This is a genomic window from Rhizobium aureum (genome assembly GCF_030182495.1).
GTDB classification, from domain to species: Bacteria; Pseudomonadota; Alphaproteobacteria; order Rhizobiales; family Rhizobiaceae; genus Rhizobium; species Rhizobium tropici_C.
Genome location: NZ_JAQJCI010000022.1, coordinates 71,549 through 94,178, shown reverse-complemented (window position 1 = coordinate 94,178; position 22,630 = coordinate 71,549). Strand labels below are relative to the sequence as shown.

Genomic DNA, 22,630 nt, shown 5'->3' with positions numbered 1-22,630 from the left:
GGGCTGCCCAGGTTTATCCGCCCGTTCAATCCCAGAAGAACGACTTCTTGGCTTCCGTCGCCGCCTCGAGCCGCGTCAGGCCGATGTCGCGCAGCTGATCATCCGTCAGGTCTCGTAGGACCCAGCGGCTCTCGCGCTTTTCCAGCCAATGCAGATAAATATTCCAAAGCCGAAGCGCCGGATGCGGCCTTGGCTGCGCCGTCCGGACTTTTACGCCTACCGAGGACGCGTCTTGCGCCTTGGTCGCGCAGATTGCATCTATTGTACTCATCTTCATTCTCACATGATGGTGACAATTTTCGCGTATCGAGCCAAACGATACAAATTGACTCATACGCTTGACTCCATAACAGAGACAATCTAGGAAATTGTCATTATGACAAATTGGCTTCCTGACATTTCCAGCGGAACTGGCCCGGTCTATATCCGCGTCGCCGATGCCATCGAACACGCGATTACCCATGGCGTTTTGCCGCCCGGCACCAAGCTGCCGCCACAGCGCAATCTTGCCTATGACATCGGCGTCACCATCGGCACCATAAGCCGGGCCTATGCGCTCGTGCATGAACGCGGCCTCGTGGCCGGCGAAGTCGGCCGCGGCACTTATGTGCTGGAACGCTCGAACGGCAAGCAGATCGAGCTCGTCGATCCGATCACTCAGGCGCTTGCCGGCACGCGCGGCCTGAATACGCCGGAAGCGAAGATACGCTTCGACACGACCGCGGCGCCCGACATTGGCCAGGGCGAAATCATCGGCAGGCTCTTTGCCGACATCAGCAGCGAGCATCAGACGGAAATTTCCTCCTATTCCCGGAATTTCCCGGCAAGCTGGTTCCAGGCGGGACAAATCTGGCTCGCCCGCAACGGCTGGCAGCCGGCAATCGAGACGATCGTGCCGACGCTCGGCGCCCACGCCGCCGCCATCGCAGTCATTTCGGCCGTCACGTCGCCGGGCGACAAGATCGTCTTCGAGAACCTGACCTATACGCAGATCAGCCGCGCCGCGCGCCTGCTCGGGCGCCGCTCGATCCTGGTGGATTCAGACGAGCACGGCATGATCCCGGAGGATTTTGAGCGCCTTTGCCAGCAGCAGCATCCGCGCCTCGCCTTCGTGATGCCGACGGCACATAATCCCACGCTGGTGACAATGCCGGAATCCAGACGCCGGGCAATCGCCGCCATCGCACGCCGGCACAGCGTCTGGCTGATCGAGGACGACCTCTATGGCGGCATGACCGGCGACCCCAATCCGCTTATGGCCGCCATCGCGCCGGAACGGACTTTCGTGGTCAGCAGCCTGTCGAAGTCGGTCACGGCGGGGGTACGCGGCGGCTGGGTCGCCTGCCCGCCGCATTTTGCCCAGCGCATCAAGGTCACCCACAAGATGACGACCGGCGGCCTGCCCTTTATTCTGGCGGAGACCTGCGCCCGGCTCGTACTTGGCGGTCACGCGCTGGAACTGCGCCGCAAATCGGTCGAGGAGATCAGGGCGCGCGAATTGATCGCGCGCGAGGCGCTGGCCGGTTTCGAGTTCAACTCGCATCCGCATCTGCCGTTCCTATGGCTGAAGCTGCCCGAGCCCTGGCTTTCGGGCACATTCAAGAACGCCGCCCTCGCCGAGGGGGTGCTGATCGATGACGAAGACGAATTCAAGGCAGCACGAATCGAACGGGTTTTCCACAGGGTCCGCATCGCCTTCTCCTCACCACCGCAACGAGAAGATGTTGCAGACGGCTTCATAATATTGCGTAGGTTGTTGGAAAACGGTTCATCGACATACGATAGTCACATTTAAGCAAGTCTTATCAATTTATCGACGGACATCTTGCGGAAATACTATTGCATCATCTCGACTCTTAGGACGCTACCATTCTATCAATAAGTCAGGATTCGCCCGCCACACCAGGGGGAGTGCATGGCTATTGCAGGCTATTTAAGCAAGCGTTTAGTTACGAGTTTTCTGGTAATCAGTTCCGCATTCATAGCAGGTCAATCCATCGCAACCGCCGCAGACACGGTTGCGGTTGCCCCTCAAGCCAAGATCTTCGATGAATTGCGATTTGGCGCGAGCGGATCGGTTCAGAGCGGATATGATCACGAAAATGGCGTCTTTCCGGACGTCCAGGTGTTGTTCAATCCGTTTGGTTACAATCCGACCGCAGATTGGAAAGACCAGCTGACCCATCCGCGTATTCATCTGGGAACTTCGATCGGCACCGGAGGGTCGGCGACCCAGGTCTATGGTGGCCTTTCCTGGACACTCACGCATAGCAACGGCATCTTCACGGAAGTCGGCTTCGGCGGCACGGTGCACACCGGCAATCTCCACGATTGGCAGGATCATGGCCCGATGCTCGGCTGCCGCCTGCTGTTCCACGAATATGCCGGCCTCGGCTATAACTTCGACAGCCATTGGAACGTGATGGCGCAGATCGCGCATGCGTCGCATGCCAATCTCTGCGATGGTCCCAATGGCGGCATGACGCGCGCAGGCGTCATGGTTGGCTATAAATTCTGACGATCTCGCGCGACCTTCAATGGCCGCGCAACCGACTTCTCCAGCATCAATGCCGGCGTGTTGTGAACGCCGGTGATTTTCCTGTCGCACGACAGGGAGAGTTGCGCTAAAGAGACCCCGATCCCTGACCGGTCTTCAAATCCTTTACAGGCAAGGACACTCGAGCGCCCATGACCATTTCCAATTCGATCCAGATCACCCCCGAACTGATTGCCGCCCACGGCCTGAAGCCGGATGAATATCAGCGCATTCTGGATCTGATCGGCCGCGAGCCCTCCTTTACCGAGCTCGGCATCTTCTCCGCCATGTGGAACGAGCACTGCTCGTACAAATCCTCCAAGAAGTGGCTACGCACGCTGCCGACCAAGGGACCGCGCGTCATCCAGGGTCCGGGCGAGAATGCCGGCGTGGTCGACATCGATGACGGCGATTGCGTCGTCTTCAAGATGGAGAGCCACAACCACCCCTCCTACATCGAGCCGTATCAGGGCGCTGCGACCGGCGTCGGCGGCATTCTGCGCGACGTCTTCACCATGGGCGCTCGCCCGATCGCTGCCATGAACGCCCTGCGTTTCGGCGAGCCGGATCATCCGAAGACCCGCCATCTCGTCTCCGGCGTCGTCGCCGGTGTGGGCGGCTACGGCAATTCCTTCGGCGTTCCCACAGTCGGCGGCGAAGTCGAATTCGATGCGCGCTACAACGGCAATATTCTGGTCAACGCCTTTGCGGCCGGCCTTGCCAAGTCCAATGCGATCTTCCTGTCGGAAGCCAAGGGCGTTGGCCTCCCGGTCGTCTATCTCGGCGCCAAGACCGGCCGTGATGGCGTCGGCGGCGCCACCATGGCGTCCGCCGAATTCGACGAATCGATCGAGGAAAAGCGCCCGACCGTTCAGGTCGGCGACCCCTTCACCGAAAAATGCCTGCTGGAAGCCTGCCTGGAACTGATGCAGACGGGTGCCGTCATCGCCATTCAGGACATGGGTGCCGCCGGCCTCACCTGCTCCGCCGTCGAAATGGGCGCCAAGGGCGACCTCGGCATCGAGCTCGATCTCGACAAGGTGCCCGTGCGCGAAGAGCGGATGACGGCCTATGAAATGATGCTGTCGGAAAGCCAGGAGCGCATGCTCATGGTGCTGCAGCCGGAAAAGGAAACCGTCGCCAAGGCGATCTTCGTCAAGTGGGGTCTGGATTTCGCCATCGTCGGCAAGACGACGGATGATCTGCGCTTCCGCGTCATCCATCAGGGCGAAGAAGTCGCCAATCTGCCGATCAAGGATCTCGGAGATCAGGCACCGGAATATGACCGCCCGTGGCGCGAGTCAGACAAGCGCGCAGCCCTGCCGGCCGATCTCGTCGCAGCCCCGGAAGACTACGGTCAGGCTCTGCTGACGCTCGTTGGCTCCGCCAACCAGTCCAGCCGCCGCTGGGTCTATGAGCAATATGACACGCTTATCCAGGGCAATTCGCTGCAGCTTCCCGGCGGTGACGCCGGCGTCGTCCGCGTCGAAGGCCATGCGACTAAGGCTCTCGCCTTCTCCTCCGACGTGACGCCGCGCTATGTCGAAGCCGATCCGTTCGAAGGCGGCAAGCAGGCCGTGGCCGAATGCTGGCGCAACATCACGGCGACCGGCGCCGAGCCGCTGGCTGCGACCGACAATCTGAACTTCGGCAATCCGGAAAAACCCGAAATCATGGGCCAGTTCGTCGGCGCCGTTAAAGGCATCGGCGAAGCCTGCCGCGCGCTGGATTTCCCGATCGTTTCGGGCAATGTCTCGCTCTACAACGAGACCAATGGCGTCGCAATCCTCCCGACCCCAACCATCGCCGGCGTTGGCCTGCTGCCAGATTGGAAGGCCATGGCCCGCATCGGCTCCGCTTCGGAAGGTGACCACGTTTTGATGATCGGTGTCGACGGCAGCCATCTCGGCTCCTCGATCTATCTGCGCGATATCGTCGGCTCGACCGATGGCCCTGCTCCGGAAGTCGATCTCTTTGCCGAGCGCCGCAATGGCGATTTCGTCCGCTCCGCCATCCGCAACGGCCAGGTCACGGCTTGCCACGACATATCGTCCGGCGGACTGGCGTTGGCACTCGCAGAAGTGGCAATGGCATCCGGCAAGGGTCTGCGTGTCGACCTCGCGGAATGCAAAACTTTGCCGCATGCAGCGCTTTTCGGTGAGGATCAGGCCCGTTACGTCATCGCCGTTCCGGCCGATGTCGCCGATTTCGTCTGCATCAATGCGGAAAGCGCCGGAGTGCCCTTCCGCCGTCTTGGAACAGTCGGCGGCGATGCGCTTGCCATCAGTGGCCTGTTAACGCTTCCGGTTGAACAGTTGCGCGAGGCGCATGAATCGTGGTTTCCTGCCTTCATGGATGGCGGCTCGCTTGCCGCTGCTGAATAAATCAAGGTACCACTCATGCCCATGAACCCCGGCGATATCGAAGACATGATCAAGGCCGGCATTCCCGGCGCCAAGGTGACGATTCGCGACCTGGCCGGGGATGGCGATCACTATGCCGCCGAAGTTGTCGCGGAAGCCTTCCGCGGCAAGAGCCGCGTGCAGCAGCACCAGATGGTCTATGATGCCCTGAAGGGCAATATGGGCGGTGTGCTGCACGCCCTTGCGCTACAGACGTCAGCGCCCGACTGAGAGCACCTTTGCCTCTTCGCCGGAGTTGAAGCTCAGCTCCGGCAATCTCTTCGATGAGAACTCAGCGAAATCCGACACCGGCAGCGGACCGGCCGTCATCAGCGTGAAATCGAAGAAGGCTTTCACATCGGGGCCGAGGACATATTGCCGGTGAACCCGCAGGAAATCGCGCTTGATCTTCCTGTAATGCTTCTGCGACAGCATCTGCTTGAAACGCACGAAGAGGATCGAAGCCTGCGCCGCATCCGTATGCCCGCAAACGGCGGCGACCTTCGCCTTATAAAAGTGAATCGCGTCGGTCAGACAATGAACATCGAGCCAGAAGATCTCCTTGCAACGTGCGATCAGCCCGACACGCGAGCGCAGCTCGGATGCCGGCCGCATAAGGGCGCATTGCAGAATGGCGCTGCCGAGCGTCATGAATACCACGCGCTTGCCCTGCAATAGTTCCGGCTCCCGCTCGAGCAGCAGGCCGATCACATGAGTGGCAACGGACGAGCCCATGCTATGTGAGGAAATAACGAATTCGTCGATATCGGGCTCATCCAGGGCCTGACGCACGCTGATCGCGCTCGCCTCCAGCCATTGCTTGGCGCCGAGCCCGTTCACTCCCGCCATGGCCACCGCCATTTCCCAGTCGGAGAAAAGATGCAGCGTATGCAACTTCTCCGCCTGCGGCAGAAATACATAGACGAAGAATGCGACGGCCAGCGCGATGCTGCCGATATGGCTCCAGGCCGGCAGGCCGAATACGAACGGCGTGAAGGCGATGGAAAGGCTGATCGACAGCCCCGCAAGCATCAACAGAAAGGGAAAGACGAAAAACAGGCCGAAGCGCCAGGCGTGACGGAAATAACCGACCATCCCGCCCGAAACGGCAACCCTTGCGGCGGCAAGATATCCCTGCATGAGCCGCGTAAAGAACGGCCTGCCGTTCAAGGCCGAGACAAGATCGTTGTGATCGACGATATGAATGCGGCTCTGCGTCTGCCAATCCGCAGCCGCTGCGGTCACATCGAAACAGGGTGCCCGGCCGAAGTTTTTCAGCTCGTCGACGGAAACCGAAAAATCCCAGACTGCGGCGCTCTGCTGCGCCGAACGCCCGTAGCGAGCCCGATGCGCTGCCGCATCCAACGGCTCGAAACCAGGGAAGTGGAGAACCACCCTCTTCTTGATATTATTCATCTGGCAGTCTGTCCCTGGGCGCACGAGCGGCATCGAAAATACTGGAAATCGCCAAAACCACGGGCTACGGGCTTTTTCATGGCGGCGCCCACAATTCATCTCAACATAAAAAGATTGAAATCAAGTGTTTAAGGTCGTGGCCGTTGGCGGGAAAGAAGAACGCTTATAGAGGTCACCCGACTCGCTGCTGTACCGCACGGTGACAAGAAGGCGACCTCAGCATTCGCGGCCAGGATAGGGAGAACTGTCTGCACAGGGGTCCGCCGGCGGCGCGATCATGATTTTTTGGACGATCGGCGGCACCGCTGGTTGCGGTGTCGGAGCAGTCGAAGCGCGGTAGCCGAAGGCAATGCTCAAAACGAGCACGATGGCACAGACGGTCACGGCACTGTTCAGAATGGAAGCCCTTGGCGTGCGCACATGCTCATAATATTCCCGCTCGCCCTCGCTTCTTTCCTCCGAACTGTAAAATTCCCGCTCTTCACCAACCTGCCCGTCGGAATAGTGATGGTGGCTCATGGTGTCCGCTCCCTCAAAAATACGAATGCAATGTCAACAAGGGACCGATACGCGCCAAATCGCATCAATCGACAAACTCTAACAAACATACCGGCCGTTTGTAAATTAAGTAGCGGCCTAATATTAATCGTCCCTTGCTTGAAATTTTCATTTGTGTTGTTCAGGCTTGGAGTTGAAGAGGCGTTTTCAAAACGCACTGTTCAGAAAAGATTGCCAATGAGCCATTTCGGCCATCTTTCTTAACAGCTGATGCTGGAAATCCATTCATGCGATGAAAAAGGAAAAGCCTGCGTTTTGCCGCTGGAAATCGCGCCTGTCGCTTGCTATTTAAGGAACAGATTTAACGCTGCGGACCTTGACTCCGCATGTGAAAGGAACTGTCCAATGAGCGGTATTCACGAATTCATCGACAACGAAGTCAAGAACAACGACGTCGTTCTTTTCATGAAGGGCACGCCCCAGTTCCCGCAATGTGGCTTCTCAGGCCAAGTGGTCCAGATTCTCGATTATATCGGCGTCGACTATAAGGGCGTCAACGTCCTTGCCGATGCCGAGATTCGTCAGGGCATCAAGGACTATTCCAACTGGCCGACCATTCCGCAGCTCTATGTAAAGGGCGAGTTCATCGGCGGCTGTGACATCGTACGCGAAATGTTCCAGGCGGGCGAGTTGCAGCAACACCTCCAGGAACACGGCATCAGCGTTCGCGGCGCCGCCTGACCGGGCACCGGGCTCCCCGTCCGGTTTCCATAGTTCAATTGGATCGAAAAGGCGCTGCCATCGGGCGGCGCCTTGACATGTTTATGGGAATAAAACCGTGACGAACACATCCCAGGCTATGTCCCATGGGCAGCTGCCCATGGGCAAACGCGAGTTCATCGCGCTCGCGGCCTTCCTGATGGCGATCAATTCGCTCGCGATCGACATCATGCTCCCCGCCTTGCAGCAGATCGGCTCCAGCCTTGGCGTGATAAACGAGAATCATCGGCAATATGTGGTGACGGCCTATCTCATCGGCTTCGGCTTGGCGCAGCTCATCTACGGTCCCCTGTCGGATCGCTTCGGCCGCCGCCTGCCCCTGCTGATCGGCCTTACCGTTTACGTCATCTCCGCTTTCGGCATTGCCCTTATCCCGTCCTTTGCAGGCCTGCTCCTCCTGCGCTTCATCCAGGGTCTCGGATCGGCGGCGACACGTGTTATCACCATTTCGATCGTTCGTGACGTCTTCGGCGGCCGTCTGATGGCGGAGGTCATGTCGCTGATCATGATGGTCTTCATGATCGTGCCCGTCATCGCGCCCGGAAGCGGCCAGATCATCTTGCTGATCAGCACCTGGCACATGATCTTCGTCTTCATCGGCACGATGGCGACACTTGTCGGTCTCTGGATGTACTTCCGGCTTCCCGAAACGCTGAAACCGGAAAACGTCCGGCCTTTGACGGTCAAATCCGTTGCCGCGGGTTTCCGCATCGTGCTGACGAACAGGGTGGCCCTCTGTTACACCCTTGCCAGCACGTTCCTGTTTGGGGCGCTGTTCGGCTTCATCAACTCGGCTCAACAGATCTACAGCGGCATTTACGGACTCGGCGTCTACACGCCCGTCGCCTTCGGCGGCGTGGCGCTGTTCATGGCCTTGTCATCCTTCATCAATTCGCAACTCGTCGGCCGTTTCGGCATGCGGCGGCTGTCGCATGCGGCGCTGCTCGGTTTCTCCGTCGTCACCTTCATCTGGATGATCGTCCAGCTTTACGGCCCGGCGCCGATGCCCTTCCCGCTCTTCATGATCTTTTTCGCGCTGGCAATGTTCCAGTTCGGCTGGATCGGCTCCAATTTCAACTCGCTCGCCATGGAGCCGCTCGGCCATGTCGCCGGAACCGCTTCCTCGGTGCTCGGCTTCATGAGCACGGTCGGCGGTGCATCGATCGGCGCCGGCATCGGCCAGTATTTCAACGGTACGGCGACGCCGATGGTCATCGGCTACTTCACAGTCTCGCTGATCGGTTTGATGTTCGTGCTGATTGCCGAAAGGGGTCGCCTCTTCCGCCCGCATAATGCGCCCCCTCCGGCCGACCAGTCTCTCGCTTTGCATTGACAGGCATATTCAAATGACAACCGCGCCTCAGTCTCACCAGCCGGAACAGTCCGGCTCCAGCCGCATCGGCCTCGGCATCGTGGAATTCATCCTGCTGATCGCCCTGATGACGGCCAGCATCTCCATGGGCATCGACAGCATGCTGCCGGCACTGCCAAACATCGGCCAATCGCTTCATGTCGCCAACTCGAATGACACTCAGCTCGTCATCGGCGTCTACTTCCTCGGCTTCGGCATCTGTCAGCTGTTTTTCGGCAGCCTGTCGGACACTTACGGCCGTCGGCGCATCCTGCTCGGCGGCCTCGCCTTCTACATGGCGACGCTGTTTGCGGCGGCCTGGAGCGGCAATCTCTTCACGCTGCTCGTCCTGCGCTTCGCCCAGGGTGTCGGCGCCGCAGCCGTGCGCATCACGACGCTTGCCATCGTGCGCGACTGCTTCGGCGGACGCGAAATGGCCCGCGTCATGTCCTATGTCATGATCGTCTTCATGATCATGCCGATGGTTGCCCCTTTCGTCGGCCAGATGATCGTTGCCTATTCAAAGTGGCAATGGATCTTCATCCTGCTCGGCATCGTCAGCGCTGGCCTGTTCCTGGTCGCCTTCTTCCGCATGAAAGAAACGCTTCCAGCCGAGGAACGCCTGCCGCTTTCGGTCGCCTCTGTCCTGTCCGGCTTCAAGACAGTGTTGACCAATCGCATCACCTGCGGCTACACGATCGGCCTGACGCTCTATACCGGCATCATCTGTGCCTACATCGTATCCGTGCAGCAGGTTTTCGGTGAAGTCTACGGCCTTGGGGACACGTTTCCGATCGCCTTTGCGGCAACGGCAGCCGGCACCGCCGTGGCACAGTTCGCCAATGGCTATTTCGTCCGCAGCTTCGGCATGCGCCGTATTTCTCATGCCGCCATGATCATTTTCACCGTTTTAGGCGCCATCGGTTACATCGTCGGCATGTTCGGCCAGCCGAGCTTCACCTTCATCTATGTACTGATCTCGGTGATGCTGATGATGTTTGCAGTGATCACCACCAATTGCATGGCGATCAGCCTCGAGCCGATGGGGCATCTTGCGGGCACGGCAGCCGCCATCACCAGCTCGATCTCCACGACGGTCGGCGTTCTCATCGGCGGCATCGTCGGTCAGATGTTTGATGGCACCGCGCAACCGCTGCTCGCCGGCTTCACTGTATTCGGTGCGCTATCGATCGTCGCGACGCTTTGGGCGGAACGTGGCAAGCTCTTCACTCATCCCGGCGATACACCGGCGCTGGAGCCGGGCATGGGGCATGTTTGAACGACGTGCCTCCCTTCCTTAGAGCGGTTCAGTTTTTCACGGAATCTCTGAACCGCTCTATCTCTTTGTTTTCACGCAATTCCGGACGGAAAACCGCTGCGCACTTTTCCTGGAATTGCTCTAGGCGCCGCTGCGCGGCCGACTGACCCAGCGCACAGCCGCAGCGATCGCAAGCCCGAAGAGCGGCCACATCGCCCATGGTGTTCCGTGCCAGGTGAAAAGGTTGATGGTAACGATCCCGATACCTGTGATGACAAGGCTCGCGATCGCCATATCGATCTGCGGGTTGCTACGGACGTAACGATACGCGTTGACCCACAAAATCGCGAGTATGGGCCATTTCGCCCAAAATTCGCCATCCCAGGTCAACCCGTTAAGAACGGCTAGGCCGATGCACACGACTAGAGCAACACCGTAGCTCCGCCGCCAGTCCTGCGGCAAGGATTCCCGCATCGCCGCTTCGGGCGCCCGCACGGGAGCCGGCTCCTGGGCCGACCGATAATCGGATGTGGTGTCGACAACCTGCACGCCGCCGATCCGCACAGCATAGCTTGGCACGCCGCCTTCGATGTTCTTGACCTCGAGCTGCCCGAGAAAATCGAAACCGACCGCCACCTTATTGCGGACTTGATCGTAGACCGTGTTGGAAATGACGATGCCACCCGGAGCAGCGCGCGATTGCAGCCGGGCGGCAATATTGACGCCGTCGCCATAAAGGTCATCGCCATCGGCGATCACATCACCGAGATTGAGGCCGATGCGAAAGAGCATCTGCTTGTCGGGATCGGTCACTGCATTGTAGCCGGCAAGCTCGTTCTGCGTGTCGATCGCAGCGCGCACAGCTTCGACGACGCTCGGAAACTCGGCAAAGACGCCATCGCCCCAGGTGTTGATGACACGCCCGCCATGCGCTTCGATCAGCCGTTTCATCGCCTCGCGGTAACGACGAAGGGTCGAAAGTGTCCCCTCCTCGTCTTTGCCCATGAGGCGCGAATAATCCTGCACGTCGGCGCAGAAGATGGTGGTCAGCTTGCGGCTCGTCTCGGACATTTGTCTTCATCCTCGCGGCAAGCACCGACCAGGGCTCTTGCCTGTTACAGCAAAGATAGCCCTCCAGCCGGCACTTTCCAAGTAGGGCACCGTCGGCAATTCAACCGCGAAACCCGCTTTAGAGGGTGAAGACCTCACGCCGCAGCAATTCCCAGGTATCCTTGTCCGCCGCAATCAGCAGCCCGCCGTCGAGGTGGTGCGGCAAATAGGGAGAGCCGTCGAAACGTCGGACATAGGCGCCAGCCTCGGCAGAGATCAGCGCTCCCGCCAGATGATCCCAGGGCATCAGCTTGTTGTACATGAGATAATGCACATAGCCGCCGGCAAGCGTGCGGTATTCGTGGGCCGCGCACCGATAGCAGGTCGTGTAGCGTACTTTGGCGAGATTACCCATGATCTCGGCGCGCTTTTCCTTGGGCAAAAAGCCTGTAGCCGCCATGCCGACCAACTCTTCCAGCGCGACGGAGGGCGCAACGTTGAGACGCAGCGTCTCGCCGTCCGGCCGCCGCAGCCATGCGCCGCTGCCGCGCTCTGCCAGCACCCAGTCGTCGCCCATCGGGTCGAAGATGATGCCGGCGACCGTTTCTCCCTTGGAGACGACCGAGGCCATGACACCGAAAGCCGGAATGCCGGCAGCGAAATTGAACGTGCCGTCGACTGGATCGACGATGATGGCAAGATCGGCATCCGCCAGCTTGCCAAGCAACGACGGATCAGCGGCAACCGATTCCTCGCCGACGAACAGCGCCTCGGGCCAGAGCCGCGAAACCTCGGCCTTGATCATGCGCTCTGCACGTTCGTCGGCTTCCGTCACCAGATCCGTCGCCTCGCTCTTGGCGCGGATATCGTCGCTGCCAAGCCTGCGAAAACGCGGCAGGATCTCCGTCTGTGCCGCGCGGCGCAGCACATGAGCAAGCGTGGTAACGTCAACAAGCGATGTCATGCTTTGTCCTTTCCCGTCAGGCACCAATGATGTCGCGACGAATCATCTGCCAGCTTTCTTCATCCGGCGCAGAAATAATGCCGCCCACGGTTTCACCGGGCCTGTAGGGCGTACCATCGAATTTGGCGGTATAGCCGCCGGCTTCCTGATGCGCCAGCACGCCGGCAAGATGATCCCATGGCATAAGCTTGCAATGGCCGATGAAATGCCATTTGCCTGAAGCCACCATCCAATATTCATAAGCCGAGCAATTCAGCGAGAATGCCATGCGGGTCTTGGACAGGTTGGCGCTGATGCGGGACCGGTCAGGTTCGTCCATGTGCCCCCAGGATATGGCGCCCGTCATGGCGCTTAAGGGCGCGGGTCTGGCAACGGAAAGCCGCCTCACCTGTCCCGTTCTCCGGCGCAGGAAAGTGCCGCCGCCCTTCATGGCGGTAACGGTGTCGCCCAGTACGGAATCATGAATGATGCTGCCGATGGTCTCACCATTGGCGACAATTGCCAGTATCGTCCCGAAGACCGGCAGGCCGGCAGCGAAATTGAATGTGCCATCTACCGGGTCGATAGCGAAGGCAAGCTCCGCATGCGCCAGAGCAGGCACAACTGTTTTGTCCGCCTCATAGGCCTCTTCACCAACGATAAGGGCAGCCGGGAAGCGCGCCTTCAGCGCCGTGGTGATATGCTTTTCGGCCAGTAGATCGGCCTCGGTCACGAGGTCGATAGCCGAGGTCTTTTCCGATATGTCGCCGGCATCCAGATTGCGGAAGCGCGGCATGATCTCCTTTGACGCCGCTTCTGCAACGATCGTCATCACATAGTCGAAATCAGCATCGGAGAAGGTCATCGGAAGCCTCTGTTTTGAAAGGGCTTCCTCTTATGCCCGATTCGATGACATCGGTGTGGCAAAAGCCCTGAAATTAAGCGGAATCGCTCGAAGAGCCCTGCGTCATCAAACCCGCAAAATCGAACAGCTTCGGATCGAGCAGGTGCGACGGGTTCACATGCGCCAGGGCGCGCAGCATCGTATCCTTGCGGCCCGGCATGCGCCGCTCGATATCAGCGAGCATGTCCTTCATGGCATTGCGCTGCAGCCCATCCTGCGAGCCGCAGAGATCGCAGGGGATGATCGGAAACTGCATGGCCGCGGCAAACTTGGCAAGATCGTCCTCAGCGGCATAGGCGAGCGGACGAAGAAGCATCAAGTCGCCTTCGTCGTTGAGCAGCTTTGCGGGCATGGAAGCCAAGCGGCCGCCATGGAAGAAGTTCATGAAGAAGGTCTCGAGAATATCCTCGCGGTGATGGCCAAGCACCAGCGCATCGCAACCTTCCTCGCGGGCGATGCGATAGAGATTGCCGCGGCGCAGGCGCGAACAGAGCGAGCAATAGGTTGCCCCCTCCGGCACCTTCTCCTTCACGATGGAATAGGTGTCGCGATACTCGATGCGATGCGTGACACCGATCTTCGTGAGGTATTCGGGCAGGATATGCTTTGGGAAATTCGGCTGCCCCTGATCGAGATTGCAGGCGATCAGCTCCACCGGCAGCAAGCCTCGCCATTTCAGATCAAGGAGCAGTGCCAGCAAACCGTAGGAATCCTTGCCGCCGGAAAGGCCGACCAGCCAGCGCTTCTGGCCCTTCAGCATCTGGAAGTCTTCCATTGCCTGGCGCACTTGCCGCAACAGGCGCTTGCGAAGCTTGTTGAAGGAGACCGAACGCGGCGCATCGAAAAACATCGGATGAACGGCAGAACTGCCATCTTCAGCCTCGATATCGATGTCGTCTTTCACAGTGGTCGCGATATTCATTGCGTCATTCCTTGCATCTCGCCACGCTGATAGCAGAAAGCGGAACGAGAAGACACCGTATCAATCGCCGAACACCGACCAGCCGGTGCGCGCAGCCAGCATTTCCAACGCTACGGCGCCGAGTTGCGAATTGCCGACCTTGTTCAGCCCCGGCGACCACACGGCGATCGAGCCGATGCCCGGCGCCACCGCCAGAATGCCGCCACCGACGCCGCTCTTGCCCGGCAGGCCGACATGATAGGCGAAGTCCCCCGAGCCATCATAATGGCCGCAGGTCAGCATGAGCGCATTGATACGCCGCGCCCGCTTCGGCGAGACGACGGAGTGGCCGGTGATCGGATTGCTGCCGCGCGCAGCGAGATAGAGCCCAGCCTTGGCAAGCTGCTGGCAGCTCATGGACAGCGCGCATTGATGGAAATAGACACCGAGCACATGCTCGACCGGATGGTGGAGATTGCCGTAGGCGCGCATGAAATTGGCGAGCGCGAAATTTCTATAACCGGTTTGGGTCTCTGAACGCGCAACCTTGTCATCGATGGTGATCGTCTCGTCGTCAGCTACATAGCGCACGAAGCGCAGCAGCTCGCCGATCGCCTCGCGCGGCTCGTGCCCGGCCAGCACGACGTCGCTGATGGCGATCGCGCCCGCATTGATGAAGGGGTTGCGCGGTATCCCCTCTTCGCGCTCCAGCTGGACGATGGAGTTGAAGGCCGTGCCGGACGGCTCGCGCCCTACACGATTCCACAGGCTCTCGCCGACTTTGCCCAACGCCAGGGTCAGCATAAAGACCTTGGAAATACTCTGGATAGAGAAAGGAACGCCGGCGTCGCCGATGCTGTAGACATCGCCATCGACCGTCGCGATTGCCATCCCGAACTGCTTCGGGTCGACCTTTGCCAGCTCCGGAATGTAATCGGCGACCTTGCCCTCGCCGATGCGCGGCGAAAGCTCCGCATGAATGCCGTCGAGAATGGCCTGCAAATCCGTCATGAGGCGCTCCAAAGACAAAAAAGCCGCTCGAACCGAGCGGCTTTTCATTCATCAAGAAAGTTATACGCTTATTAACGCGAATAGAATTCGACGACCAGATGCGGTTCCATGACAACGGCGTACGGTACGTCGCCGAGAGCCGGAACGCGAGCGAAGGTCGCAACCATCTTGTTGTGATCGACTTCGATGTACTCCGGAACGTCGCGCTCAGCGAGCGAAACCGATTCGAGAACGGTTACGAGCTGCTTGGACTTTTCGCGAACTTCGATAACGTCGCCAGCCTTGCAGCGGTAGGAACCGATGTTGACGCGAACGCCGTTGACGGTGACGTGGCCATGGTTGACGAACTGACGGGCTGCGAAGACGGTCGGAACGAACTTGGCGCGGTAGACAATCGCGTCGAGGCGCGATTCGAGCAGGCCGATCAGGTTTTCCGAGGTATCGCCCTTGCGGCGGTTGGCTTCGTCGAAGATGGCGCGGAACTGCTTTTCACGCAGGTCGCCGTAGTAGCCCTTCAGCTTCTGCTTGGCGCGCAGCTGCACGCCGAAGTCCGAAAGCTTGCCCTTGCGGCGCTGGCCGTGCTGGCCCGGGCCGTATTCGCGACGGTTAACCGGGGACTTCGGACGGCCCCAGATGTTTTCGCCCATACGGCGGTCAATTTTGTACTTGGACGATTCGCGCTTGCTCATCGCATTTCCTTTCAAGTGTTATGGCGGCCCGTTGCCGAACCGCGAAGGAAACACGCCCTCCTCTGAACTCCGTTTTCGAGCTCTGACAGGCCTCTCACGTTAGCGAACGGACGAAGCCACGGGACATGTCAAATGAAACACCGGACATTTCTGCCCGGCGTTGGCGCGGTCTGTAAGGGGTCGTTATGAAAATGTCAACAGCCGCACGCGACGCTGTTGAGAATGAAGCAGCGAATGCTATATTTGATGCTTGATGCTTGATGACCGATCAAGGTGCAATGATGCGAACAACCCTTGCAATTGACGACGACGTACTTGCCGCGGCAAAGGCGATGGCAGAACAGCAGCACCGCAGTATCGGTGATGTCATTTCCGACCTGGCTCGCCGGTCGCTCAACCGTCCGCAGCCGGTAAAGGAGCGGAATGGTATTCCGTTGCTCACGCCTAAGACGGGCAATCCCCCTGTTACGCTCGATCTTGTCAACAAACTTCGTGACGAACTTCCGTGACATTTTTGTTGGACGTCAATGTTCTGATCGCTTTATTCGACCCTGGCCATGTATCGCATGATATGGCCCATGAGTGGTTTCACTCCCTAGCCGGCGATAGTTGGGCAACGTGTCCGTTAACGGAAAATGGGGTTGTGCGGATTCTTAGCCAGCCCAACTACCCTAATTCTCCTGGGCCGCCGTCAACAGCTGCGGTTCTTGTTGCCCAACTTCGCAGCTTGCCGGGTCACCAATTCTGGGCCGACGATATCAGTCTGCTGGATGATACTTTGGTGGATTCGACACGCATTCTGACTCCTGGACAAATCACCGACACCTACCTGTTGGCATTGGCGAAATTCCATGGGGGCCAACTGGCAACGTTCGACCGGCGCCTATCAACTTCGGCCGTCAAGGACGGCAAAGCCGCACTCCACATCATCGCCAGCAACGTGTAACCGGCAGCTATTCAGCCGCCGCCTGCTCACCGCCGTCGAGATCGGGCGCATTGGCATCGCCGGGCGCGGTCTGCGACCCCATATCCGGAAAGGCGACAATGCGTTTGCCCGAAAAATCCGTGTGGACGACGACGCTGCCCTGCTCTTCGAAATAGCTCAGCAGTCGCCGCGCGCGCCGGGCCGAATGAGTACCATAGGCGCGGGCGATGCGGGCGTCGGACGGGCATGGCTCGCCGCTGATAGCGGCCTTCGCCAGCATCAGGAAAACACCCTGCAGATCGTCGGTGACGCTGGCAGATAGCGAAAGCGCCGTTGCCCATTGATCCGTCGCCATGACTTCTTCGTCCGCACCGGAGCGGGCAATCGCCACGCGTCGACGGAACTCCGAAAGGCTCATGGGTGCGCCGGGAACGCGGCGCATGCGCAAGCGTACAAGAAACTCCTGATAAAGCACCGAATCCGTTCGGAAGCCCGAGGCCGGATCGTCGAGGATTTCGGAGAGCACGGCGCTCACTCTCGCCTCGCGATCCTCGCTCGATAGTTCCGGCTGGCTGACCTTCGGTTCCGAAGGTGCCGGGCTTGCCGCCGGTACGGAGCGGGAAAGCTCTGCCAGAATATCGGTCGTCGGACGCGGCGCCGGTGTGGTACGGCGGACAACGGGACGCGTGAACTCTTCCGGATCCGGCGTGAAGATCAGATCTTCGATATCCTGCGGTGCATCCGGCAGCGGCATCAGCTTCGGGCTGGAGGAACGCGCCGATGTTTCCACCGTGCCGATGGTGATCGGCAGCGGGCGACGCGAAAGTGCCGGCCCGAGGGCGACGAAATTGCCACGCTTGAGGTCGCGAAACATTTCCGCCTGCCTGCGATCCATGCCGAGCAAATCGGCCGCGCGGGCCATGTCGATATCGAGGAAGGTACGGCCCATCAGGAAGTTGGAGGCTTCTGCGGCAACGTTCTTGGCAAGCTTCGCCAGGCGCTGCGTCGCGATGACGCCGGCAAGGCCGCGCTTTCGGCCGCGGCACATCAGATTTGTCATGGCGCCTAGCGACATCTTGCGCGCATCTTCCGAAACGTCGCCGCCGACCGAGGGGGCAAACATCTGCGCTTCGTCGACCACGACCAGCACGGGATACCAGAATTCGCGGTCGGCATCGAACATGCCATTGAGGAAGGCGGCGGCAGCGCGCATCTGCTGCTCGATATCAAGCCCTTCGAGCGTCAGCACGCAGGAAACGCGATGCTGGCGAATACGGTTTGCGATGCCGGCAAGCTCTGCTTCCGTGCGCTCGCCATCCACGACCACATGCCCGAACTTGTCGGCCAGCGTGACGAAATCGCCTTCTGGATCGATGATGACCTGCTGCACCCATTGCGCCGACTGTTCGAGCAGGCGCCTCAAAAGATGCGATTTTCCGGAACCGGAATTGCCCTGTACCAGGAGACGCGTCGCCAGCAGCTCCTCGATATCGAGCTGGGCGCTGGTCCCGCCGGACGCCGTTCCCATGTCGATGCCGACCTGCAATGCACTTCCCCTATGAGCGAGAATCAAATGTCGATGCGTCCCATCTTTCTGAAAGGACGCGCCTCCGTCTAGCAAAGATTTCCAAGCTTCGCGCCCGTGGATTGAAAAAACCCACAGGCGATTGCGAGACCTACCTGAAGCGCAGGTTTGCGCGCGACAGCTGGCTGACCGATGTGCAGCCCATGAGCTTCATGTCGCGCTCCACTTCGGTACGCAGGTGCCGCAGTGCCCGTTCCACGCCCGCCTGACCGGCAGCGGCCAGCGGATAGAGATAGAAGCGGCCGAGGCCAACGGCCTTGGCACCGAGCGACAGAGCCTTCAGCACATGCGTGCCGCGCTGGACGCCGCCATCCATCATGACATCGATGCGATGGCCGACGGCGTCGACGATTTCCGCCAGCTGATCGAACGCGGAGCGAGAACCGTCGAGCTGCCGCCCGCCATGGTTCGAGAGCACGATGCCGGTGCATCCGATATCGACCGCACGCTTTGCGTCCTCGACCGACATGATGCCCTTCAGGCAAAACTGCCCGTTCCAGTGCTTCACCATCTCGGCAACGTCGTTCCAGTTCATCGACGGATCCAGCATCTCGGTGAAATACTTGCCGATCGACATCGCACCGCCGCTCATGTCGACATGCTCGTCGAGCTGCGGCAGGCGGAACTTCTCGTGGGTGACGTAGTTCAGCGCCCACGCAGGCTTGATGGCGAACTGGGTGATCCCGGCTAGATTGAGCTTGAACGGAATGGAAAACCCCGTGCGAAGATCGCGCTCGCGATTGCCGCCGGTAATGCTGTCCACCGTCAGCATCATCACGTTGACGCCGGCTTCCTTCGCCCGCTCCATCATTGCCCGATTCAGGCCACGATCCCTATGGAAATAGAACTGGTAGACCTGCGGTCCCGCATGCTTCTTGCGGATTTCCTCAAGGCTGACGGTACCGAGCGAGGAAACGCCGAACATGGTGCCGAGCGAAGAAGCTGCGGCAGCCACCGCGTTCTCACCCTGATGGTGGAAGAGACGCTGCAACGCCGTCGGCGAGCAATAAAAAGGTGTCGCGAGCTTTTGCCCCATGACGGTGACAGACATATCAATCTCGCTGACCCCGCGCAGGACGTTGGGAACGAGATCGCAACTTTCGAAGCTGGCTGTGTTCCGCCGGAGCGTCACTTCGTCGTCGGCTGCGCCGTCGATATAGTTGAAGATCGGGCCGGGAAGACGCTTTTTCGCAAGAAGGCGAAAATCATGGAAGTTGTGGCACTCACGCAGACGCATGGCTTGCCCCGACAACACTGCAATCAATCTCAAAAGACATCAAATATCGCCCTCCCAATATTCCGCCACTCAGCCCAATGCTGCATTACAACCGATGCAAGCGTGCCTCCCACTTGTAAAGCACATCCGGCTCCTTTTCCTCATTGCCTGCCCCATCCGACTCGTCAACCACGAAGAAGCCATGCTTCTCGTAAAAGCGGCGCGCAGGCTCGTTTCTCTGGAACGTCCAGAGCGACAGCGCCGGATAGGTCGACTTGGCGATATCGACAAGGCGGCTGCCGATGCCGCGCCCCTGCGCCTCAGGCAGAACATAAAGCTGGTCGATCCAATCCTCGAGAAAGGCGATGACGCCAACAAGACGACCGCCCTCTTCCGCACCCCAAATCTGGCAATCTTTGAAAACGACAGCGCTCCAGAAGCCAACATCTTCTTCGGGCGTATGAAGTCCGGCAAGCGCCGGCAGCCGCTCGTTGAAGGAAGCGCGATGGACAGCGGCAGCCGCCGGCATATCCGCGAGATCGAGTTTTCGCAGCGAAACCTTGTCTTTCATCATCAAGCCTTGAGTCCAAAACCCTGCATCAGCCGGCGCGTGGGGAAATCGGGTGCCCCGGAGGTAAACACCGCAAAGTCGAAATTGTCGGGATGCACAGCATCGGCCATCTGCGGCACCAGGCTGCGGGCGCGCCTTGCGATGGCTTCAGCCGGATCGAGCCAATCGACCGGCCAAGGCGCAAGGCGACGGAAAATATTCGCCATGAAAGGGTAATGCGTGCAGGCAAGCACCACGATATCGGTCTTGCGGCCATCCATCTCGACGAAGCACTGATCGATCTCGGTCATGACGGCCTCGTCTGTAATTGCATCGCCGCGAATATAGCTCTCCGCCAGGCGCGCCAGATTTTCCGATCCGACAAGCCGCACATGGCATTGTGTGGCAAAGGACTGGATCAGATCGCGCGTATAGGCGCGCTTGACGGTGCCCGGTGTCGCCAACACGGAGACCAACCCGGAGCGCGTGCGCTCCGCAGCTGGCTTGATCGCCGGCACGGTACCCACGAACGTCATCTGCGGAAAGGCGGCACGAAGAGCGGCGCCGGCCAGCGTGAACGCCGTGTTGCAGGCGATGATGCAGACTTCCGGATCATATTGCGCGAGCAGCTTTGCGAAGAGACCGACAATGCGCTCTTTCAAGGCTGCTTCTTCCCAACTGCCATAGGGAAATGCGGCATCGTCGGCGATATAGATGAAACCCCGCTCCGGCATCAGCACGCGTGCTTCGCGCAGCACGGTCAAACCGCCGATCCCTGAATCGAAAACAAGGACCGGTTTCAGCTCATTCGCCGCTGCTGTCATCGTTCGTGGTTTCCTTGGGTGCTTTCGAGGATCGGGGATGCGAGCCACTGCCGCGCGGGGACTTCCGCGAGAAGCGGTCGAGAGACGAGATCACCCCGCGCAAGACGCTGATTTCCTGTTCGGTGAAGGCCCGGCGCGAGAGGACGGCCCGGAGATTGTCGACCATTTTCGGCTTTTTCCCGGCGGGATGGAAATAATTGCGCGCATCCAGCGCTTCCTCGAGCTGGTCGAAAAGGCCGAAAAGCTGCTCCTTCGTCGAAGGCCGCTGCTCGATCGCCTGGAAAGGCACATCGCCGAGATCCTCCATGCCCGACTTCATCCACTCATAGGACATCAGCAGCACGGCCTGCGCGATGTTCAAAGAAGCAAAGGCGGGATTGACGGGAAATGTCACGATCTCGTCGGCCAGCGCCACTTCCTCGTTCGTCAGGCCCCAGCGCTCCCTACCGAAGAGGATGCCGGTACCCTCACCTGCTTGGAACTTGGCACGAAGGGTTTGCGCGGCAATAACAGGCGAACGCACCGGCTTGTAACCATCCCGCTCCCGCGCGGTTGTCGCATAGATGAAATTGAGATCAGCGATCGCCTGCTCCAGTGTCTCGTAGACCTTGGTCGCTTCGATGATGTGATCCGCCTTGGAAGCCGTCGCCTGTGCCCTCTCGTTCGGCCAGCCATCGCGAGGATTGACGAGCCGCAACTCGGCAAGGCCGAAATTCGCCATGGCGCGCGCCACCATGCCGATATTTTCGCCCATCTGCGGCTCGACCAGAATGATGGCCGGCCCTTCGGCCAGAAGTTGACGCTCGCTGTTCGTGCCTGCCATGATGCCTAAATCTCCGCGCGCGAAACCAATCGCGCTAATTCGAGCATGATGCCGAGAAGTGTTAGCGGTTTTCGGACGACATCATGCTCAATGTCCTGATTCCGGTGTCGCAATAGCGAGACGCCAGCCGATCGGCAAGGTTTTTGCGCTTGAACGGCAGAACGAATCCGGCCCGATTATTGTGGATTGGCGGGCTTCTGATCCGACGGTTGCTGCGTCTGGTCTGTCGGCTGTTGCTGCTGTTGTTTGACGAGATCCACCATCACGCTCTTGAGCGAGCTCGGATTGCCGTTGTCATCGTTGGTGACGATATCGTCCACCAGGGGCCTGCCGCCCTCTTCGATGACCTCGAAACGAACCGTGGTCACCTTCTGATAATCGGCATCTGATCCCATGCAGGTGGATTTCTTGAAGGTCGCCAGCACCTCGGTCACATTGTTCTTCGGCGTCTGGGCGGCAATCTTCACGTCCTCCAGCGGACACGCATCCTGCGCATTGACGATGACATCGTAGTCGAAGGGCGAGATACCATCCTCGTCGGCGGCGGGAAATTGCGCCGCCGCCTGATATTTCGCCGCGAAATCCTTGCTGTAGATATCCTTGAGCTTGCTCTCGTCGAAGATATCCTGCCAATCGCTGTCGCCGCCCGCCCAGTTCGAGACGGTCGCATCCATGATGGCCTTGACCGGCGTCGTCGCATCGGCGGCCAGTGCCATATGCGCGCCTAGGGAGAACTGAAAGAGCGTGAAGGCAAGCGCGGATGCGGCAAATTTCTGCATGACGTGATTCCGTAATAACAGGCAAAACATGCGCGACCTTAGCCCCATCGACCGCTTTGGCAATGGCCGGATCGCAAAAAGCGGATGATGTCACGAATGATCAAAAACACTATGCCCAAGGCTCTATCGGCTTTGCGTTCCGCACTTGCGGTGCTATAGCCCTCGGGACTTCATATTACTCACAGGACC

Annotated in this window: 24 protein-coding genes; 9 read left to right on the top strand and 15 right to left on the bottom strand. The window is 59.5% G+C overall.

What is annotated here, in order from left to right; all coding sequences use genetic code 11:
- Window positions 1–25 precede the first annotated feature (25 nt).
- The gene (locus PH552_RS30080) at window positions 26–271 is read right to left on the bottom strand and encodes a DUF1127 domain-containing protein (protein ID WP_112340019.1); all 246 of its coding nucleotides are present in this window, start codon (window positions 269–271) and stop codon (window positions 26–28) included.
- Between the two features lie 105 nt (window positions 272–376).
- On the opposite strand from PH552_RS30080, the gene PH552_RS30075 reads away from it, so the two are divergent.
- The 4 genes from PH552_RS30075 (at window position 377) to PH552_RS30060 (ending at window position 5,169) form a co-directional block, all read left to right on the top strand.
- Window positions 377–1,795, top strand: coding sequence for an aminotransferase-like domain-containing protein (locus PH552_RS30075; RefSeq protein ID WP_112339948.1), 1,419 nt, complete (start codon window positions 377–379; stop codon window positions 1,793–1,795).
- 120 nt (window positions 1,796–1,915) lie between these two features.
- Window positions 1,916–2,518, top strand: coding sequence for an acyloxyacyl hydrolase (locus PH552_RS30070; RefSeq protein WP_112339949.1), 603 nt, complete (start codon window positions 1,916–1,918; stop codon window positions 2,516–2,518).
- A gap of 170 nt (window positions 2,519–2,688) precedes the next feature.
- Entirely contained in the window at window positions 2,689–4,920 is a 2,232-nt protein-coding gene (purL, locus tag PH552_RS30065; protein ID WP_112339950.1) for a phosphoribosylformylglycinamidine synthase subunit PurL, read from the top strand.
- Window positions 4,921–4,935: 15 nt separating this feature from the next.
- Window positions 4,936–5,169, top strand: coding sequence for a BolA family protein (locus PH552_RS30060; protein WP_004108912.1), 234 nt, complete (start codon window positions 4,936–4,938; stop codon window positions 5,167–5,169).
- On the opposite strand, the gene PH552_RS30055 is transcribed toward PH552_RS30060, so the two are convergent.
- Complete coding sequence (locus tag PH552_RS30055; RefSeq protein ID WP_112339951.1) at window positions 5,155–6,354, bottom strand: hypothetical protein; 1,200 nt, start codon at window positions 6,352–6,354, stop codon at window positions 5,155–5,157. The two genes, PH552_RS30060 and PH552_RS30055, sit on opposite strands and share 15 nt — an antisense overlap.
- A 216-nt stretch (window positions 6,355–6,570) precedes the next feature.
- Entirely contained in the window at window positions 6,571–6,873 is a 303-nt protein-coding gene (locus PH552_RS30050) for a hypothetical protein (RefSeq protein WP_112339952.1), read from the bottom strand.
- A 384-nt stretch (window positions 6,874–7,257) separates the two neighbouring features.
- Between PH552_RS30050 and grxD the strand changes: the two genes are divergently transcribed.
- The 3 genes from grxD (at window position 7,258) to PH552_RS30035 (ending at window position 10,262) form a co-directional block, all read left to right on the top strand.
- On the top strand, window positions 7,258–7,593 hold the full coding sequence (grxD, locus tag PH552_RS30045) for a Grx4 family monothiol glutaredoxin (protein WP_112334744.1): 336 nt from the start codon (window positions 7,258–7,260) through the stop codon (window positions 7,591–7,593).
- A gap of 139 nt (window positions 7,594–7,732) precedes the next feature.
- Window positions 7,733–8,965: a multidrug effflux MFS transporter gene (locus tag PH552_RS30040; protein ID WP_112339953.1), complete on the top strand. Its 1,233-nt coding sequence runs from the start codon at window positions 7,733–7,735 to the stop codon at window positions 8,963–8,965.
- Between the two features lie 13 nt (window positions 8,966–8,978).
- Window positions 8,979–10,262, top strand: coding sequence for a multidrug effflux MFS transporter (locus tag PH552_RS30035; RefSeq protein WP_285166502.1), 1,284 nt, complete (start codon window positions 8,979–8,981; stop codon window positions 10,260–10,262).
- A gap of 120 nt (window positions 10,263–10,382) precedes the next feature.
- Here PH552_RS30035 and PH552_RS30030 read toward each other — a convergent pair whose 3' ends face one another.
- The 6 genes from PH552_RS30030 to rpsD form a co-directional block, all read right to left on the bottom strand.
- Window positions 10,383–11,312: an adenylate/guanylate cyclase domain-containing protein gene (locus PH552_RS30030; protein ID WP_112339955.1), complete on the bottom strand. Its 930-nt coding sequence runs from the start codon at window positions 11,310–11,312 to the stop codon at window positions 10,383–10,385.
- Between the two features lie 118 nt (window positions 11,313–11,430).
- Window positions 11,431–12,255, bottom strand: a complete 825-nt coding sequence (locus PH552_RS30025; protein ID WP_112339956.1) for an inositol monophosphatase family protein — start codon at window positions 12,253–12,255, stop codon at window positions 11,431–11,433.
- A gap of 16 nt (window positions 12,256–12,271) precedes the next feature.
- Window positions 12,272–13,099, bottom strand: a complete 828-nt coding sequence (locus tag PH552_RS30020) for an inositol monophosphatase family protein (RefSeq protein ID WP_112339957.1) — start codon at window positions 13,097–13,099, stop codon at window positions 12,272–12,274.
- Window positions 13,100–13,172: 73 nt separating this feature from the next.
- The gene (ttcA, locus tag PH552_RS30015) at window positions 13,173–14,060 is read right to left on the bottom strand and encodes a tRNA 2-thiocytidine(32) synthetase TtcA (RefSeq protein WP_112339958.1); all 888 of its coding nucleotides are present in this window, start codon (window positions 14,058–14,060) and stop codon (window positions 13,173–13,175) included.
- Between the two features lie 60 nt (window positions 14,061–14,120).
- On the bottom strand, window positions 14,121–15,050 hold the full coding sequence (locus PH552_RS30010) for a glutaminase (RefSeq protein WP_112339959.1): 930 nt from the start codon (window positions 15,048–15,050) through the stop codon (window positions 14,121–14,123).
- A 71-nt stretch (window positions 15,051–15,121) separates the two neighbouring features.
- Window positions 15,122–15,739 carry a 30S ribosomal protein S4 gene (rpsD, locus tag PH552_RS30005; protein WP_112339960.1) on the bottom strand — a complete coding sequence of 206 codons (618 nt, stop codon included), beginning with the start codon at window positions 15,737–15,739 and terminating at the stop codon, window positions 15,122–15,124.
- A gap of 281 nt (window positions 15,740–16,020) precedes the next feature.
- Here rpsD and PH552_RS30000 point away from each other — a divergent pair, with 281 nt between their 5' ends.
- Both PH552_RS30000 and PH552_RS29995 read left to right on the top strand, forming a co-directional pair.
- Window positions 16,021–16,248 (top strand): ribbon-helix-helix domain-containing protein, encoded by a 228-nt coding sequence (locus tag PH552_RS30000; protein ID WP_112340020.1) that lies wholly within the window; start codon window positions 16,021–16,023, stop codon window positions 16,246–16,248.
- On the top strand, window positions 16,245–16,685 hold the full coding sequence (locus tag PH552_RS29995) for a TA system VapC family ribonuclease toxin (RefSeq protein WP_112339961.1): 441 nt from the start codon (window positions 16,245–16,247) through the stop codon (window positions 16,683–16,685). Before PH552_RS30000 ends, PH552_RS29995 begins: the two co-directional genes overlap by 4 nt.
- Window positions 16,686–16,692: 7 nt before the next feature.
- Here PH552_RS29995 and PH552_RS29990 read toward each other — a convergent pair whose 3' ends face one another.
- The 6 genes from PH552_RS29990 to PH552_RS29965 all read right to left on the bottom strand — a co-directional run bounded on the left by PH552_RS29990 (window position 16,693) and on the right by PH552_RS29965 (window position 22,441).
- Window positions 16,693–18,210: a helicase HerA domain-containing protein gene (locus tag PH552_RS29990; protein WP_112339962.1), complete on the bottom strand. Its 1,518-nt coding sequence runs from the start codon at window positions 18,208–18,210 to the stop codon at window positions 16,693–16,695.
- A 130-nt stretch (window positions 18,211–18,340) separates the two neighbouring features.
- Window positions 18,341–19,486 (bottom strand): alpha-hydroxy acid oxidase, encoded by a 1,146-nt coding sequence (locus PH552_RS29985; RefSeq protein WP_112339963.1) that lies wholly within the window; start codon window positions 19,484–19,486, stop codon window positions 18,341–18,343.
- Between the two features lie 85 nt (window positions 19,487–19,571).
- Window positions 19,572–20,036 (bottom strand): GNAT family N-acetyltransferase, encoded by a 465-nt coding sequence (locus PH552_RS29980; RefSeq protein ID WP_112340021.1) that lies wholly within the window; start codon window positions 20,034–20,036, stop codon window positions 19,572–19,574.
- A gap of 2 nt (window positions 20,037–20,038) precedes the next feature.
- Window positions 20,039–20,839 (bottom strand): glutamate racemase, encoded by an 801-nt coding sequence (gene murI, locus PH552_RS29975; RefSeq protein WP_112339964.1) that lies wholly within the window; start codon window positions 20,837–20,839, stop codon window positions 20,039–20,041.
- On the bottom strand, window positions 20,820–21,662 hold the full coding sequence (locus PH552_RS29970) for an RNA methyltransferase (RefSeq protein ID WP_112339965.1): 843 nt from the start codon (window positions 21,660–21,662) through the stop codon (window positions 20,820–20,822). The genes murI and PH552_RS29970 overlap by 20 nt, the downstream gene beginning before the upstream one ends.
- Before the next feature lie 176 nt (window positions 21,663–21,838).
- Window positions 21,839–22,441: a hypothetical protein gene (locus PH552_RS29965; RefSeq protein WP_181592264.1), complete on the bottom strand. Its 603-nt coding sequence runs from the start codon at window positions 22,439–22,441 to the stop codon at window positions 21,839–21,841.
- Between the last annotated feature and the right edge of the window lie 189 nt (window positions 22,442–22,630).